The organism is Micromonospora kangleipakensis (assembly GCF_004217615.1).
Classification (GTDB): domain Bacteria; phylum Actinomycetota; class Actinomycetes; order Mycobacteriales; family Micromonosporaceae; genus Micromonospora; species Micromonospora kangleipakensis.
In genome coordinates, this window is sequence record NZ_SHLD01000001.1 from 4,072,006 (window position 1) to 4,087,706 (window position 15,701).

The following is a 15,701-nucleotide window of genomic DNA, read 5'->3' on the forward strand; positions in this document are numbered from 1 at the left end:
GCACGCGACCGACGTCGTGTGCGGATGTCTGCCGCGGTGTTCCGGCAGGTGCTCGCGGAGACCGGGGCGCGGGAGGTGCCACCATGAGCCGGTGAAGATCTTGTCCATCCAGTCCTCCGTCGCCTACGGTCATGTCGGCAACTCCGCTGCCGTCTTCCCCCTGCAGCGGCTGGGCCACGAGGTCTGGCCGGTGCTTACCGTCCATTTCTCCAACCACACCGGTTACGGCGCGTGGCGCGGGCCGCTACTGGCGCCGGCCGACGTTGCCGAGGTGATCGCGGGCATCGAGGATCGTGGGGTCCTCGGGAACGCCGACGCGGTGCTGTCGGGCTACCAGGGCGACCCGGCGATGGGCACGGTGATCCTCGACGCGGTGGAGAAGGTGAAGGCGGCCAACCCGGATGCGGTGTACTGCTGCGACCCAGTGATGGGCGACGTCGGCCGCGGCATGTTCGTACGGCCGGGAATCCCCGAGTACATGCGGGACACGGTGGTCCCGCGCGCGGACATCGTCACTCCGAATCAGTTCGAGTTGGAGTTCCTCGCGGGCCGTGCGACGGACTCGCCGAAGGAGTTGCTGGAGGCGGTCGACGTCGTGCGCGGGATGGGGCCGCGGCACGTTCTGGTCACCAGCGTGCTGCACGGTGACGTCCCTGACGGGTCGCTGGAGATGGTGGCCGTATCGGACGAGGGCGCTTGGGCGGTGACCACGCCGCTGCTGCCGATCAGCCCGAATGGCGCCGGCGACGTCACGGCGGCGTTGTATCTCGCGCACCTGTTGACGACCGGCTCGCCCGCCAGGGCGCTGGAGCATACCGCCGCCTCCATCTTCGCCGTTCTTGAGGCGACTCTCGCGGCAGGCACCCGCGAGATCCAGCTGATCGCCGCCCAGGACGCGATCGCTGACCCGCCAAAGAGGTTCGCCGCCAAACCGTACGCCGCGTAGCGGCTGCGTCGGGCGGCGTTGTCGGCCTCGGGGGTGGTAGAAGGCGGGGCGGGCGGTACTGCCACGGCTGATCGGGTCGCTGTGGGGTTGGGAGCGGGGAGCACGTTGGGAGCAGCCGGGTGTACTGAACGGCCTTGAACTGCACCCAACGGCACAGAACTGCGTCCAACGGCACCCGCCCCTCCAGTGGTCTTCCGTTCCTGCAGGTCAGATCAGGTGCGGCGTCCTGCTTCACACAACTGCACTCAACGGCAGCGAACAGCAGTCAACGACGCTCCATGTCGCCTGATAGGGGAGTATTCGCAGGTCAGAGCGGTAAGGGCTTAGCAGCCGCGCGGGCCTTGCACGTGGGCGCAGATTGGGTGCAGCTTGGCGAAGGCCGCGCCCGAAGTTGTCAACAAGGCCGGCTGAGCAGAACGCTCTGACCCGCGATGATGCGGGCGAGCAAGTTGGTGTGACCTGCCAGGGAGGACCGAAGTGGTCAGGCGGCCCTGCTCCCCGCCTGGCTGGTGCCGACGGTCGTCAGGAGCCCCGCGGCGCCGGCCGTGGTGGCTTCGCTGCATCGACGTATGACTCTGTGTACTACGAAGCTGCCATTGGTATGGCTCCCGCCAACTGAGACTTCGATCCCACCGGCAACGCCCTGACCAGCGCCTCCTGCACGGTGAGCTCTTCGACGGTCCCCCCGAAGGCGTCAACATCCGTGGCTCGCCGCTCAGCCTGGCGAAGTATGCCGCAGCGCACTGGGCGACCAACCCGCCTCCGCCGCGATGCTGTGGACGGTCGCTGGCGACCGTCCACAGCATCGCGGTATTTCATGACGGGGCCTGGCGTGCCCCCGGCCGGTTAACGCAGATGTGACTCGATGGCCTCGATGATGCGCGGACGGAGTTTGGCTGCGCGGACGACGGCATCAACGGAGCCGACCTCGATAGCGCGCTGGATGTTGTGCACCCGGTCGAACTCCGTGGCCACCTCGCCGAGCTTCTCCGCGCGGACCGACGAGCGGAGCTCGTCCAGTTCTGTAGTCAACGCGGCGCGGTCGGCCCCGGAGGCGGCCGGTGCGCGGGCCTCCAGGTCCCGCACGCGCGGGTCGGCCGCGGTGCGGGCGTCGACGTCGCCGGAGAACACCACCGCGGCGGCGGGAGCGCCGCCGAGCACCGAGGCGAACGAGCCTTCCAGCGCCAGCACGGTCATGTTGGGGTTCAGCGCCTTCGAGAACACCACGAACGCGCCGCCGTGGTACCGCGAGATCACGCAGAACACGATGGGTCCGCGGAAGTTCACGATCGCGCGGCCGATCTCGGCGCCGTACTCCAGTTGCAGCTTGCGCATCGACTCGGGCGAGCCGTCGAAGCCCGACAGGTTCGCCAGCACCACCAGCGGCCGGTTGCCGCTGGCCGCGTTGATCGCCCGCGCGGCCTTCTTCGACGACCGCGGGAACAGCGTGCCCGCGGTGTAGGTGTCCGGGCCGTCGGTGGGCGGGAAGCCACGCCGCGGCACCGCCCGTGACTCGATGCCGAGCAGGCACACCGGGATGCCGCCGAGGTGCACGTCCTGCACCACCGCGGTCTCCGCGTCGGCCATGCCCGCCCAGCGTTCCAGCACCGGGTGGTCCTGGTCGGAGAGCGCCCGCATCACGGTCCGGATGTCGAACGGCTTCTTGCGGTCCGGGTTGGCCTCGGCGGAGAAGATCTCGCCGACGGTGGTGAAGTCGCTGCCGGCCACGGCATGCGGGAAGGCGGAGATGTCCCGGTCGGTGGGGTCGGTGGTGGTCGCCCGCCGCGGCGCATCCTCGCCGGGTGCGACGTACGTGTGGTCGTAGTGCGCCATCAGCACGTCCCGCGCGGCGGGGAGGTTCGGCGCCCAGTACTGCGCCTGCCCGTTGGGGCCCATCACCCGGTCGTAGCCGCCGATGCCGAAGTTGTCCTCGGCCGAGACGCCGCCGGAGAAGTCGAGCGACTGCTTGCCGGTGAGCACCATCGCCGAGTCCGGCGTCATCACCAGGACGCCCTTGGTGTGCATGAGCATCGTCGCCTCGGCGTTCCAGTACGGCTGGGCGCCGACGTTGATGCCCGCGACCACGATGTTGATCTCACCGCCGTCCTGGGTGAACTCGACGATCCGCTTGAGCGCCGCGGCCACCCAGTCCATGTTCTCCGTGCCCGACGTCATGGAGATCCGGGCGCCGGCGGACAGCGCGTACCACTCCAGCGGCACCCGGATCCGCTCGGCCAGGTCCAGCGCGGCGATCACGCGGCGGCACTCCGGCTCCGACAGGGCGCCCAGCGACTTCGTCGGGTCGCCGAGCAGCACGACCCGGGTGACGCCCTGCGGGTGCCGCGGGGTCGGCGTGGTGACCACGCCGGCGACGATCGCCGCGGTGTTGCGCCCCTTGGGCCGGTCGACCGGCACCAGCGCCCGGTCGTCGTCGAGGTCGTGCTCGACGAACTCGCCGAGCAGGCCGGTCAGCTCGTACGGGTACACGGTGTTGCGGCTGCTCGCCCGCAGCACCTTCAGCCGGTAGTCGTCGAGCGGCTCGACCGGGTCGACCGGCGGCTCGCCGACGGTCAGCTCGGCGCCGCCGGTGGCGTCGAAGGAGATCCGTACGCCGATCTTGGTCAGCTCGCCGGTCGTGCGGTCGCGCTGCCGCGCGATGAACAGGATCTCCTCCAGGCCGGCGCCCGCGGCCGTCGGGCGCACGCGCCCGGCGATCATCTCCATCTCCTCGCGCGTGAGGTCGCTCGGCGGCCAGACGTAGATCACGATCCGGTTGGTGTTGAAGCGCGTCTTCGACGGTCGGCGCGACTGCGCGCGGCGGATCGAGTCGAGGCAGGCGGCGACGGTGTCCTCGGTCGTCGGCAGCGCGACCAGCCGGCCGTCGTGCTCGCGCAGCTCGGTCAGGTCGCGCACTTGTGCGAACGCGACCAGGCGCTCGTCGGACGGGTTCTCCCGCGCCACGCACTGGAAGAGGTAGACCTCCTCGTCCGAGGACGGCAGCCGGGTCAGGTCGAAATTGTGCAGCTGCTGGAGCTGCATCCGCTGCGCGATGTACGGGTGCAAGCCGCGGATCAACCGTTCCTCGGTCATCCCCGCGCCCGACGGGCGGAACGTGAAGTGGTGGTGCATCACCGCTCCGCCGCGGCCCGCGACGGTGGTGGTGACTCTGCGGACCTGGTGCGGCAGCGGGTGCCCGTTGATGACCTCGAGCAGCGCGGCCGCCATCGCGTCGAAGTCCTCCGGCTGGTTCTCCCAGGCGAGGTAGATGTCGGCGTCGATGGCCTCCGCGCCGCTGGCCAGCTCGGCGAGCCCGCGCAGTGCGCCGCCCAGCGCATCGAAGCTCACCGCGGCGGCGACCACGCTCGAGTCCGCGCGCTCGGCGACCACGAACGGGCAGCGCGCGGCCTCGGGGTTGCGGACGCTGGTGAGCGCCTTGTTGCCGTAGTACCGCCGGGTCAGCACTTCCAGCATGACCGCGTTGTCGAGGTGGTCGCGGACAAGCCGCTGGCCGAGCAGCCGGACCAACGGCTCGGTGCTGCGTACCATCTCCGCGATGCGCTCGGCGCGGTCCGGCGCGTCCGGGTGCGCGTCCAGGTGGCGCAGGTGCTTGCGGACCTCGGCGTAGACGCGGGCGCGGTTGCGGCGCAGCAGCGGCTGGGCGAACCAGGCGAACACCACGCCGCGGGCGAGGTCGGCGACCACGGGGAAGCGGACCTGCGTCGCGGCCACCAGCCGCTCCAGCGCGAGGCCGGCGGGCTCGCGCAGCGTCTCGTCCGGCGGCGGCTCCCGCAGCCACGCGCGCAGCAGCGTCGCGACGACCGTGGCGTCGGCGGACGCGCGTTGCTGGGCGAGGAAGATCCGGAACACGGCGGCTTCGAGCTCGGGGGAGCGCTCCAGGTCGGTGACACCGTAGTGCCCGAGCGCCTTGGCGAGCTTGGCCTGGAACGAACTCGGCAGTCCGGCCCGCTCGACGTCGAGGCTCTGCAGGTAGGTGTGGAAGTACTCGCGGGCGCTGTGCACGCGGGCGTCGCCGCCGCCGTCCTCGCCCGTCGGCCGGTTGCGGCTCAGCTCGGCGAGGTCGGCGAACACGTTGACGAGTTCGAGTTCCTCGGCGAGCGGCCGATGGTCGTCCTCGGTGGCGGTCCGCCGCGCGGCGAGGTAGTCGTCGAGCACCCGACGGTCGTCGTGCGGGTCGACGTCGAACCCGAGCAGCAGGCCGCGCAGGTCCTCCTGGCCGCGGGTGGCGCGCTTCCACGTCCGGATCTCCTCGGGCGCGGCGGGCAGGTCCAGCTCGACGGACGCGGCGGCCGGGCCGTCCGCGTCCTCGTCGGCCTCGTCGGCGAGCGGCTCCAGCCGCAGCAGCGGTGCGCCGGCCTCCACCTGGCTGCCCACGGAGACGGCGCATTCCTTCAGCCGCGCCTTGAACGGCGCCCGCAGCACCGTCTCCATCTTCATGGCTTCCAGCACCAGCACCGGCGCACCCGCCTCGACCTCGGCGCCGACCTCCAGCGGCGTGGCGACGACCAGGGCGGGCATGGGCGAACGGAGGACGCCGCCCTCGTCGCGGCTGACCCGGTGCGTCACGCCGTCCACCTCGACCAGGTGGATCGGCCCGTACGTGCCGGTGAGCAGGCGGTACCGGACGCCGTTGACGACGATCTGCCCGGTGTGCCGGTCGAAGCGGTCCAGCTCGACGTCGGCGGTGCGGACGCCGCCGGCCGCTTCGATGCCGACGCGGAACCGGTGCGCGCCGACCCGCGCCACGCGCGTGCGGTAGCCGACGCCACGCAGCTTGAGGTCCAGCGGTCGGCCACTCTTGTGCTGCACCTGCGGGCGACCGCCGAACGCCGTCGACAGCAGCCGCTGCCGCTCGACGCGTTCCTCCTCCTCGTACGCCTCGATGGCGGCGGCCGCCAGCGCAACGGCGGAGTGCCGGTGCGCGACGAGTCCGCCCTCGCCGCGGACGCGGTCGATCCAGCCGGTGTCCGCGCTGGCGTCGATCACCTCGGGCTGGTCGAGCAGGTCGAGCACGAAGCTCTTGTTCGTCGCGCCGCCCTCGATGATCACCGTGGTGTTCGCCATCGCCCGACGCAACCTGCCGAGTGCCTCGTCGCGGTCGCGGCCGTAGGCGATGATCTTCGCGATCATCGAGTCGAAGTCGGCCGGGATGGTGTCACCCTCGCTGACGCCGGTGTCCACCCGGATACCCGGCCCCGCGGGCAGATCCAGCCGCGCGATACGGCCCGGGGAGGGCGCGAAGTCGCGGTCGGGGTCCTCGGCGTTCAGCCGGGCCTCGATGGCGTGCCCGCGCTCCACCGGCGGCTCGCCTTCGAGCCGCCCGCCCGAGGCCACGTGCAGCTGCGCCTTGACCAGGTCGAACCCGGTGGTCAACTCGGTGACCGGGTGCTCGACCTGCAGGCGGGTGTTGACCTCGAGGAACGCGAACAGCCGGTCGCCGGGGTGGTAGAGGAACTCGACGGTCGCCGCGCCCCGGTAACCGACCGCGACGGCCAGCCGCTCGGCCGACGCCTTGAGCTCGGCGGCCTGCACCGGGCTGAGCACCGGCGACGCCGACTCCTCGATGACCTTCTGGTTGCGCCGCTGCACCGAACAGTCGCGGACACCGAGCGCCCACGCGGTGCCCTGGCCGTCGGCGATCACCTGGACCTCGACGTGCCGGGCGCCGGTGACCAGGCGCTCCAGGAACACGACGCCGCTGCCGAACGCCCGCGCCGCCTCCTGGCTGGTGCGCTCGTACGCGTCGACGAGCTCGGCCTCGCTGGTGATCACGCGGATGCCGCGCCCGCCGCCGCCCGCGGTCGCCTTCAGCATCAACGGGTAGCCGACCTCGGCCGCCGCCGTCAGGGCGGCGTCCAGGGTCTCGACCGCACCGCGGCTCCACGGCGCGACCGGCACGCCGACCTCCTCGGCGATCAGCTTTGCGCCGATCTTGTCACCGAGCTGGCGCATGGCCTTCGCGCTCGGCCCGACGAAGGTCACGCCGACCTTCTCACACAACTCCGCGAACGCCGGGTCCTCCGCGACGAAGCCCCAACCGACCCACGCGGCGTCGGCGCCGGTCTCCACCAACGCGCGCTCCAGCGCCTTCAGGTTCAGGTACGGGCGCGCGGACGCGGGACCGAGATCGTAGGCGAGGTCCGCCTCACGCACGAACGTGGCGCTGCGGTCGACGTCGGTGTGCAAGGCGACGGTCTCGATCCGGGTCCCGGTCTCCGCGGCAAGCTCTCGGACCGCGTGGATGAGCCGCATCGCGGCCTCACCACGGTTGACGATGGCGATACGGCTGAACACCCGATCGACCCCTTCGGTGGACATACGACGTACGCCGCGAGACGGCGGCCCCCGGCAGTGATCACCTTTCCGCCTGCCGGCTGGTAGCGCCATGTCGTAACCACCGAACCCTACGCGGCACCAGTTGTAGGAACCGAACAAAAATTTTTGGCCGTCCGTCCTCAGGTTGGGCCGGTGCGAAACGGCAGCGGCGGCACTCGTGGCCGCGTCTCGCCTGTGATCGCGAGCGGAGTCGACGCGGAGGCTGCGGCCCCCGTGGCCCGAGGCGTCGCCGCCGGGGCGAGCAGGCGCTCCGGGCGCATCCCGATCCGGACCACCCGCGCGTACGAGATCCTCTACAGCCTGGCAAGGCGTACGTCCGGCGATCCAGGTCGAGCTCGAACGGCTGCGGCCCAGACTGGCCGGATGACGGTCAGCGGGCGTCGCGGAGCTGGAACACGATCAGCCCCGCGATGACCGCTGCGACGGCGTACAGGGACAGGACGCCGAGCCCCGCCCACGGCCCGATGTGTTCGGCGGCGAGGTTGCGCGTGGACTGGATGGTCAGCCCGGCGTCCATCGGGGAGAACCGGTGGATGCGGTGCTGCCATCTCGGGTCGCTGACGAACATGGCGACGACCGGCGATCCGTAGAGCAGTGCCAGCGCTGCCGTGAGCGCACCGGCGGTGTCTCGCAGGAGGAGCCCGAGCCCCGCTCCCAGCAAGGTGACAAGCCCCGTGTAGAGGATCGTACCGATGGCCGCCCGCCGAGTGAGGTCGTCGGCGAGCGACAGCGCCGGAAAGCCGTGCGCCGCCGTGAACCCGTTGCCGGGCAGCATCGTCCGGCCGGCCGTCAGGGACCCGGCAACCGCCAGTACCCCGGTGGCCACCCCGAGGACGGCCAGGACACCGAGCTTGCCCAGCACCACCGGGAACCGGCGTGGTACGGCCACCAGCGTCGGCTGGATCGTCCGCGTGCTGTACTCCGCTGTCACCGCCAGGACCGCGAGGACCACGATGCCGACCTGGCCGAGGCGTACGCCCGCCAGTGACAGCTTCGTGAGGTCGACGGCGCAGGGCGACTCGCAGTGGGCGTACTCCAGCGATCCGGTGATGGCGAAACCGAGGCCCACCGTGCCGGCGATGGCGAGCAGCATCAGCCATCCGGTGCTCGGCAGGGTCCTCAGCTTCGTCCACTCCGCACGGAGAGCGCGGAGGGGGCGCGGCGCCGTCATGCGTCGCGCTTCCGCAGCTGCCACCAGGCGAGCCCGAGTGTGACAGCGACCCACGCCGCGACCACACCGATCCCGGCCCACGGCCCGATCATGGCCCACGGTTCGGCCAGGGTGATCGTCGGCGGTTTCGCCCGCTGGGTCGCCATCCCGCCCGCTAGCGTTGTGTACATCAGCCACTTCGGCGAGGTGCCCGGCAGGATCATGCCGACGATCAGCGGTCCGAGGACCAGAACGATGGTGATTGTGATCGCGGCCGCACTGTGCCGCAGCAGTACGCCGATCGCGAGGCCGACGACGGCGACCCCGGCCATGAACGCGGCGGTCAGCAGCAGAGCCCGCAGCACTGATTCGTCCGTAAGGGATGGTCGGGGGAAGGCCGGCGACGTGAAGCCCTGCTTGCGCAGGATCGGGATGGCGAGCACGAACGACCCGACCGCACCGACCAGCCCCACGAGGAACGAGGTGGTGCCGAGGACGATCGCCTTCGCGGCCAGCACACGGCCCCGGCGCGGAGTCGCGGCGAACGTCGTCCGGATCATGCCCCGGCGGTACTCCGACGTGGCGTAGAGGACACCGATCGCGATGAGGGCCATGAGCCCGGCGATGACGCCGATCAGCGCCGTCTCCACCATGTCGTCATCCGGCGGCTGCGGACCGACCTTGCCCGTGCCCACCACGGTGTAGGTGCCGTCGGCCTCGGTGACCTGGCCGCCGCCGCGTACTCCGCCCTTCTCGCTGAGTCGATCGGCATCGCCGATCGACTCGCCGTGCCAGGTGCCGCCCGATCCGCGCTGCACATTGTCGAACGCAGCCCGGGCGCTGGTCGGCCGCCCACCGACCGACGAGCTGCCGCCGCCCCGTGATGCGTACACGGCTGCCGGCGACGAGACGTAGAAGCCGACTTCCACGGTGGACGGCAGGTTCTTCGGCGTCGCCGTACCGATCTTCTGCCACGCGGCACCGTCGGCCGACTCGTATCCGGTGATCGTGTTGCCCGAGCGCACGAGCCTCAACCATCGGGCCCCGCTGCTCGCGCTGCCCTTGCGGTCCGCGTCGAAGTCCCATTGCATGTGTACGCCCTGATCGGCGGTCAGCATCACCGAGGCGTATGACGAACCGGGCCGCGTACCATCCTTGATCATGATTCCGGCCGCGGGCTGGGCGAACGGGCTGGGATCCTCGAGCTTGGTCATCTGGTCGGAGCCCATGCGCACGGCGCGCCGGTCCGGTTCGGGCGTCAGCGACGCGACTCGCACGGTAAGCGTCGTGTCGCCGGTGATCTGCTGGTGCACGAAGTAGAACGCGTCGGCGACCGGTTCGCCGTGCGGCCCGCTGACGAAATCGGCGTGCTCGTTGATGTCCGTCTTGTTGCCGGAAGCGGCCAGGTAGCTCAGGCCGATGGTCAGGGCGGCCGCGCCGAGCAGCGTGATGACCCAGCGGCTCACCGACCGTAGCTTGGTCCACTCGGCCAGCAGCAGCCGGGGGAAGGATTCGCGAGCGGTCACCGTACGCTCCCTTTGGTCGCCGGCGCTCCGGTCTCGGGCGCGAACTCGATGGCGCCGCGCGTCAGGTCCATGTACGCCTCCTCCAGCGAGGCCCGGTGTCGTCGCAGTTCGGAGAACGGGATGGCGGCCTCGGTCAGCAGCGCCGATACCCGGTCGCCGGGCAGCCCCTCGACGACGACGGTCTCCGGGCCGGCCACGGTGACGGTCGCGCCCCCGTTGGCGAGCACGGTCGTCGCCTCGGCCCGCTGCGCGGTCGTGACCTCGACGCGGTCCTTGGACGCCGCCGCCAGGAGCTTGGCCACGCTCGTGTCGGCGATCAGGCGGCCGCGGCCGACCGCGATCAGATGGTCGGCGGTGTCCTCCAGCTCGCCCATCAGGTGGCTGGAGACCAGGACCGCCCGGCCCTCGGCGGCCAGCGACCGCATCAGGCCCCGGATCCAGACGATGCCGTCGGGGTCGAGCCCGTTGACCGGCTCGTCGAACATGAGCACCGGCGGATCGCCGAGCAGGGCGGCGGCGATGCCCAGCCGCTGCTGCATACCGAGCGAGAAGCCCGCGGCCCGGCGGCGGGCGGCCGAGGCCAGGCCCACCTGGTCGAGCACCTCGGACACCCGGCGCTTGCCGATACCGTTGCTGTGAGCCAGCCAGAGCAGGTGGTCGCGGGCTCGCCGGCCCGGGTGCAGAGCCGAGGCGTCGAGCAGCGCACCGACCTGTGTCAGCGGCGTACGCAAGGAGCGGTAGGGGCGGCCGTTGACCAGTGCCTCGCCCTCGTCCGGCGCGTCGAGCCCGAGGATCAGCCGCATCGTGGTGGACTTCCCGGCGCCGTTGGGCCCGACGAAACCGGTCACCTCGCCGGCCCGGACGGTGAACGACAGCCCGTCCACCGCGACGGTCGTGCGGTAGCGCTTGCGTAGCGCGCGTACCTCGATCGTGGGTTCCATGGCAGGCAGGTTATGCGGCGGCGACCGGCGGGCGCGTCACGGCGCAGAGGGGTCTTCTGCCGGTGGCCGCCTCCCTCGTGCGGGGGAGGTCGCGTCCCTGCCGGGGTGGACGACAACGGTGTCCGGGCCGGTCACAATGGCTGGCGTGAAGGGGATGGGGCTGGCCGCAGCCACGGCCGCCCTCGGTGCCGTGGCGGTGATCGAGGCGGTGGCGGGCGCCTACGACCGGCCGCCGACCGCGATCGCGGCCCTCATCGCTCTCGCGGTGGTCGCCCCCGTCGCCCTGGTACGGCTCTGGCCCGCGACGGCAGCCGTCCTGTCCGCTCTGGCGGCCTTGTCCGGCTTGATGATCTCCTATCCGGTTACCGTCGCCGGAGTCACCGCTCTGGCCGTGCTCTGCGGGGTCGCCGGCCGGCTGCGTCCACTGAGGACAACTTGTTCCTTGATCCTGCCGTTTGCCGTGTACGCGGCGGCGCCGCTGTCGAGCGACCGGCCGGGCGGGAGGTCCTTCGCCCTGATCCTGCTGGCGGTCGCGGCGCTGGCGACGGCTACCGGGGCGACGTTGCAACTGCGGGACGAGCGGCGCCGCCACCGGGCCACCGAACAGTCGTCGGCAGCATCGCTGATGGAGTACGCCGCCCGCGGCGAACGAGCCCGCATCGCCCGGGAACTCCACGATGTGGTGGCGCACCACATCACCATGATCGCCTTGCAGGCCGAGGCGGCCCGGCTCGCGACACCGGGCCTGCCACCGGACGGGGCTCGCCGGCTGACTGCCATCGGGGACACCGCGCGTAGCGCGTTGACGGAAATGCGGCGTTTGCTGGGCGTACTCCGGGAGGATGTGGACGCCGAGCCGACGCTTCGCCCTCAACCCGGGCTCCGCCAGCTCAACGCCCTTCTCGACGAGGTACGCGACGCGGCCATGGGCAGTGGCGTACGCCTGATCGTGAGCGGCTCGGTCGAACCGCTCGACCCCGGGGTCGAGCTGACGGCGTACCGCATCGTGCAGGAGGCTCTGACCAACGCCCGCCGCCACGCGCCCGGCGCGGCCGTCGACGTCGAGCTGCACTACAGCGGCGATGACCTCAGCGTGCGGGTTTACGACAACGGCCCCGGCCCGGTCTCGGATGGCGGCCGTGGGCACGGGCTGGCCGGGATGCGGGAACGGGCGGCTATGGTCGGTGGCCAGGTCACGGCTGGTGCCGCACCGGGCGCCGGGTTCCTCGTCGAGGCCGTCCTGCCGACGAAGGGAGCTACGACGTGACGGCCACCCGCATCGTCGTGGTCGACGACCAGGACGTCGTGCGTGCCGCCTTCGAAGTCCTGCTGGCGACCCAGCCCGACTTCGCGGTCGTCGGCTCGGCCGCCGAGGGCGAGCAGGCCGTGCGGATCTGCCGCGACCTGCGCCCCGACGTCGTCCTCATGGACATCCGCATGCCGGGGATGGACGGCATCGAAGCGACCCGCCGCCTCCTCACCGACCCCGAGCCGCCTCGGGTGCTGATGCTGACGACGTTCGACCTCGACGAGCACGTGTACGACGCTCTCGGCGCGGGCGCGAGCGGCTTCCTCCTCAAGGACGCGACCGCCGAGCGCCTCTTCGACGCCGTCCGCATCGTCGCCGCTGGGGAAGCACTGCTCGCCCCGACGGTGACCCGCCGGCTCGTCGCCGAATTCGCCAGGATGCACGTACGTCGCCGCGAACCGGATGCGGCGCTCCAAGCGCTCACCGCCCGGGAGACGGAGGTGCTGCGGCTGATCGCCGAGGGGCTGTCGAACCCCGAGATCGCCGCCCGGCTCGTCGTCGGGGAGGAGACCGTCAAGTCCCACGTCAGCCGGGTGCTCGCCAAGCTCGGCCTGCGCGACCGCACCCAGGCCGTCGTCGTGGCGTACGAGTCCGGCCTGGTGGTCCCAGGCGACCGGTAAAGATCAACTGGTGATGTCCTTGGATGAGAAGCGAGCCCACACCGTCGTCCCGAAGACGACCGCGTAGGCGGCGGCTCGCAGGACCCTGGCGCAGCCCGTCCCACGAGATCGGATCACGCAGATCCCGAGCAGGGGAGGGGGATGTCAGCGGGGCAGTGGATCAAGAGTTGGTGGAGACGCGGACTCGCCGCCATCGGCCTGTGCGAGTTCGTCAACACCCGCACCCACTGGGCAGCACGATGATCTACGAGTGCTCCTGCGGGCCCGTTGCTTCGGAAGCCGTTCGTACCTGCCTTCTGGGTTCGGGGGCGCCGGGACGACGGCGACCGCCACCACCTGGGCACCGGACGCCGCGCTGGTCAACCGGGCGACGTCCTCATCTGTCGAGATGAGTGCGTGGCTGCTGTGGAACTTGGACGACGATCATCAACTGCGTCAACGCTTGCCGCTGCTTGCCGCCCTGTTTCTGGAATAGGTGGTCTGGCGTGCCGTGGTCGGCCGTAGCGGTCGTGGTGGTCGGACGTCGGGTCATCCGATCCACCGGTCGAACCAGGCGCGGGTGCGGCGGAGCACGTCGAGTTGGTGGTTGCGTTCGCGGATCGAGTGGTTCTCCCGGGGATAGACGACGTACTTGTGCTCGACTCCGAACCTGCGTAGCGCGCGGTGGAAGAACTCCGCCTGTGATACCGGAACGTTCGTGTCGTTCTCGCCGTGCAGGATCAGCACCGGCGTGCGGACCTTGGAGGCGTACGAGATCGGGCTGAGCCGGTCGTGGCGGTGTGGACCTGTTCCTTCCCAGCCGCTGCTGCCGCCGAGGGCGGACTCGAACGGCCCCTCTTCTCCGGTTGCGGCGAGCATTCCCCAGTCGCTGATGCCGGCGCCCATCACGGCGGCCTTGAACCGGTCGGTCTGCCCGACCGCCCATGCGGCCATGAACCCGCCGTGGCTCCAGCCGCCGATGCCCAGCCGGTCGGCGTTGGCGACGCCGTCGGCGATGAGCAGGTCGATGCCGGCGCAGATGTCGGTCCACTCATCGAGGCCGACCGCACCGGCGACGCGCACCGCGAAGTCGTGGCCGTGCCCGTTGCCGCCGCGCGGGTTCGGCAGAAACACGGCGTAGCCCGCGGTCGCCAGCCACTGGCCGGACGGGTCCCAGCCGAGCATCAGCCGGTCGGCGTGCCGGTCGTACGGGCCGCCGTGGACCAGTGTCACCAGTGGAAAGGGCCCGTCCTTGTGGGACCGGCCGGCGGGCAGGATCAGCAGGCCGTCGAGGGCCAGCCCGTCGGATGCCTCGTATGACAGGCGTTCCTGGACACCCCACCGGATGTCGCGGAGTTCGGGCCTGAGGTCGGTCAGCCTCGTCAGCGGCCCGCTCGTCGGGCCGGCGTGGACGTTTCCGGGCTGGTAGGACGTGCTGACCACCGCCGCGACGGCTTCACCGTGCCGGTTTGTGGTCAACGACGTCGCGAGGCCGTCGACCCGGGACAGCTCGACGAGGGTGGGCCCGGCTGGATCGAGCCGGTAGATCGCGGTATCGAGCCCGTCGGCGACCAGCACCAGTGGCGGACCGGTGTCGACCTGGACCAGGTTGCTCGGGCAGCCGGTCGTGCCGGCGGTCAGGTTGCGGTGCTCGCCCACCGGCCCGTTCACCGGTACGGCGACATCGAGGACCGCGTGTCCGCCCACCAGAGCGGGCGGGGTCTTCGCGACATATGCCAGGTGCCAGCCGTCGTCGGCGGGCCACCAGACGAGCGACGACGCGTCCGCCACGGCCGGTCCGAGGTCCCGCGTCACGCCGCTGTCCGGGTCGAGGAGGTGGAGACCGGGCTCCACCAGGCCCGGGTCCACGTCGGGGGTCGACCAGGTGAGGACCGCCAGCATTCCATCGTCGGGCCGCTGGACCACCTCGACGACATGGCGATCGCCGCACGCATCCGGTGTCCGGACCTCCCGGCTCCGTACGTCGAGCAGCCGCAGCCGGTCCGGGCGTACGCGTTCACCCCACACCCGAGCGTCGTCGCGCTCCCTGTCCCGACGTTCGTCCTCGGCGGACGGTTCATCGGCTGCGATCACCACGACCAGGTCCGGATCGGCCAGCGGGAGGTGACCTGACACCCCACCGGCCCAGCACGTGACCGCCTGCACAACACCGTCGACCAGCCCCACCCGGTGCAGTTGCGCCGTGCCACGCTCGGCCCGGTCGGAGAGAAAATAGATCAACAGCGAATCCGCGGCCCACCGCGGCGCCGAATCGTACGCCTCACCCGAAGTGAATCGTCGCGGCGACCCGGTCCCGTCGGTGGCGGCGACCCAGAGTTCGCTGACCGGGTGATCACCAGCCCGCCCGACCGGGGCGACCACGTAGGCGACCCACTTGCCGTCCGGCGACAGCGCCAATGCCTGCGGAACGCGACCGTCAACCACCAACTCGGCGGTGAGCTGTGTACGGGCCACCGAGGCACAGTACCGATCAACTACTACGGCGGCCAACCGCTGCCGCAATACCCGTTCGTAGCTGGCCGTGCCGTGCTCGATACCCAGAGCAAGGACCCGCTGGGCGGCGGTGGCCGCCAGCATCTCTTGTACCCACGCTCGCTGCGCCGGTGGCACCGGGGCGTCGTCACCGGCCGCGGTCGCTTCGACGACCTCACTGAGAAGCTGCCCCTGCAACTCCGTGGTGATCCGGTGCACGCCGGAGGAGGCGTTCGACTACCTCTCCGACCACCGCGCCGAGCTCGAGTGAAACCCCAGGTGCCAGGTAATGGAGAAGATCACCGAGGGACCTGTGGGCCTTGGCACGAAGTACCGCGCGAAGTGGAAGAACAGCCCGTACGTCGAGCTAGCGACCGTCCACT

The 15,701-nt window shown here is 71.0% G+C and carries 9 protein-coding genes; 4 read left to right on the top strand and 5 right to left on the bottom strand.

What is annotated here, in order from left to right; translation table 11 throughout:
- Positions 1–91 precede the first annotated feature (91 nt).
- Positions 92–946, top strand: a complete 855-nt coding sequence (gene pdxY, locus EV384_RS19555) for a pyridoxal kinase PdxY (protein WP_130335366.1) — start codon at positions 92–94, stop codon at positions 944–946.
- A gap of 846 nt (positions 947–1,792) precedes the next feature.
- On the opposite strand, the gene EV384_RS19560 is transcribed toward pdxY, so the two are convergent.
- From EV384_RS19560 to EV384_RS19575, 4 genes are all read right to left on the bottom strand, one after another.
- On the bottom strand, positions 1,793–7,258 hold the full coding sequence (locus EV384_RS19560; protein ID WP_130335368.1) for an ATP-binding protein: 5,466 nt from the start codon (positions 7,256–7,258) through the stop codon (positions 1,793–1,795).
- Between the two features lie 412 nt (positions 7,259–7,670).
- Positions 7,671–8,393, bottom strand: coding sequence for an ABC transporter permease (locus tag EV384_RS19565; protein ID WP_242624166.1), 723 nt, complete (start codon positions 8,391–8,393; stop codon positions 7,671–7,673).
- Positions 8,394–8,467: 74 nt separating this feature from the next.
- Positions 8,468–9,916 (bottom strand): ABC transporter permease subunit, encoded by a 1,449-nt coding sequence (locus EV384_RS19570; protein WP_207232373.1) that lies wholly within the window; start codon positions 9,914–9,916, stop codon positions 8,468–8,470.
- Positions 9,917–9,972: 56 nt separating this feature from the next.
- A complete protein-coding gene (locus EV384_RS19575; RefSeq protein ID WP_207232374.1) occupies positions 9,973–10,917 on the bottom strand; it encodes an ABC transporter ATP-binding protein in 945 nt (314 codons plus the stop codon).
- A 154-nt stretch (positions 10,918–11,071) separates the two neighbouring features.
- Between EV384_RS19575 and EV384_RS19580 the strand changes: the two genes are divergently transcribed.
- The 3 genes from EV384_RS19580 to EV384_RS19590 all read left to right on the top strand — a co-directional run bounded on the left by EV384_RS19580 (position 11,072) and on the right by EV384_RS19590 (position 13,321).
- On the top strand, positions 11,072–12,184 hold the full coding sequence (locus EV384_RS19580) for a sensor histidine kinase (RefSeq protein WP_130340687.1): 1,113 nt from the start codon (positions 11,072–11,074) through the stop codon (positions 12,182–12,184).
- Positions 12,181–12,846 carry a response regulator gene (locus EV384_RS19585; protein ID WP_130335376.1) on the top strand — a complete coding sequence of 222 codons (666 nt, stop codon included), beginning with the start codon at positions 12,181–12,183 and terminating at the stop codon, positions 12,844–12,846. Before EV384_RS19580 ends, EV384_RS19585 begins: the two co-directional genes overlap by 4 nt.
- 250 nt (positions 12,847–13,096) lie before the next feature.
- Positions 13,097–13,321 (top strand): hypothetical protein, encoded by a 225-nt coding sequence (locus EV384_RS19590; RefSeq protein ID WP_130335378.1) that lies wholly within the window; start codon positions 13,097–13,099, stop codon positions 13,319–13,321.
- A gap of 53 nt (positions 13,322–13,374) precedes the next feature.
- Here the strand turns inward: EV384_RS19590 and EV384_RS19595 are convergent, their stop codons facing one another.
- Entirely contained in the window at positions 13,375–15,300 is a 1,926-nt protein-coding gene (locus tag EV384_RS19595; protein WP_242624167.1) for a S9 family peptidase, read from the bottom strand.
- Between the last annotated feature and the right edge of the window lie 401 nt (positions 15,301–15,701).

Bases quoted from the DNA above. Each gene is read 5' to 3' on its own strand.
- EV384_RS19575 (WP_207232374.1), bottom strand. From the start codon at position 10,917: ATGGAACCCACGATCGAGGTACGCGCGCTACGCAAGCGCTACCGCACG.
- EV384_RS19580 (WP_130340687.1), top strand. From the start codon at position 11,072: ATGGGGCTGGCCGCAGCCACGGCCGCCCTCGGTGCCGTGGCGGTGATC.
- EV384_RS19565 (WP_242624166.1), bottom strand. From the start codon at position 8,393: ATGCTGCTCGCCATCGCCGGCACGGTGGGCCTCGGTTTCGCCATCACC.